This is a genomic window from Microcoleus sp. LEGE 07076 (assembly GCF_015207455.1).
Classification (GTDB): domain Bacteria; phylum Cyanobacteriota; class Cyanobacteriia; order Cyanobacteriales; family Microcoleaceae; genus Microcoleus.
Window position 1 is genome coordinate 1 of the sequence record NZ_JADEWV010000474.1, and the last position, 1253, is coordinate 1253.

Below are 1253 nucleotides of genomic sequence, written 5' to 3' on the forward strand. Positions count from 1 at the left end.
CAGGGTAAGAGCATCTCAATCATGCTTGACAAAAGCACTTGAGAATTTGCATCATATAGTCATTATTCATCGCAGCCCGTTTTCTTTTTTGTCGCAAGCTACGTTTGAGAGTTGTTTCTTGATTGACAGCATTAAGTGCCATCCGTCTTACTAGAGCAAAATTCTGAGGGCTGTTTAACGAACGAATACGACATTTATCTTCATTAAAGGTAACATCTAAACTCCCAGGCATTTGGTTCTCAATGCTCCAATGTTGACGAATAACACGACCATTAATCTGTGCATCTACTGGTAACGAACTTAAGTAAAAATGCACTTTACAAGTGGTTTTATTCCAAAGATGACGGATTCTTTTAACCATCACAATAGTCTGAAGACCTGCCCATTGTTCTTGCTTATAAAGTCCTCCTAAAGATGCAACTCATACTCCCTCCGCTTCGCTCCAGACTTTTCTGGTTTCGATGCGATGATGTTCCTTTTCTGTTCGGGAATCATAGCTCGCTTCAATTCCCATGAATTCCTGAGTTATTGCGATCTTACACCAGTCTTTTACTTGATTATAAAGAGTAGGATGATTGCTTTTTAAGGCCAGGACATAATCCGCTTTTTTCTGACGGATAAGTCGCACAATTTCGGTGTGAGTTCCCATCGCATCAATAGTGATAATCGCTCCCGTAATGTCGATTAATTCTAGCAAGGCAGGGATAGCTGTGATTTCATGATTAATGGTCTTCCACTTTGACTTGTCCGAGTACCAAACGCTGTTCACTCGCCCAAGCTGTCACTAAATGTAGGTTTTTTAAATTTTTTTCAGGCGTCATAAGAGCCTCGTAAACTTTTTCCATCTATCGGGATAATTTCTGATGAAACTGAACCCATAATTTTTTGAAGCCATTGGGATAACTTCTCTTCTAATATTTTAGGGTCTAACTTTTCAAATACAAGGGCGAAATGTGTCATCGCTCGGAATTCCATTGGGTAATTCTCAAAATTCCTGTAACCATTCTTGCTTACTGAGTCCGTAATTTTCTATGTCTTCCCATCCATCGGCTCCGGCGATTACAGCTAATATGGTGATGATGAGAATGTCTTTAAGTAAGTGTTGTTTAGTTCTGTCTACTCTGGGAGCTTGTATGTTATCAAAATAAGTTGATAAGCTCCCTTGTAAATGTTCGATGGATATTGGTTGAGTCCGATTATTCTGCTTCTGGGATTTTTGGGTTGGCGAAACAGGAGCAAATCCTTTTTTCATT

1 pseudogene is annotated in these 1253 nt (G+C 39.4%); it reads right to left on the reverse strand.

Annotated features, from left to right (window positions below):
- Positions 1–19: 19 nt before the first annotated feature.
- A pseudogene (locus IQ270_RS30365) lies at positions 20–1252 on the reverse strand (ISAs1 family transposase).
- Position 1253 lies beyond the last annotated feature (1 nt).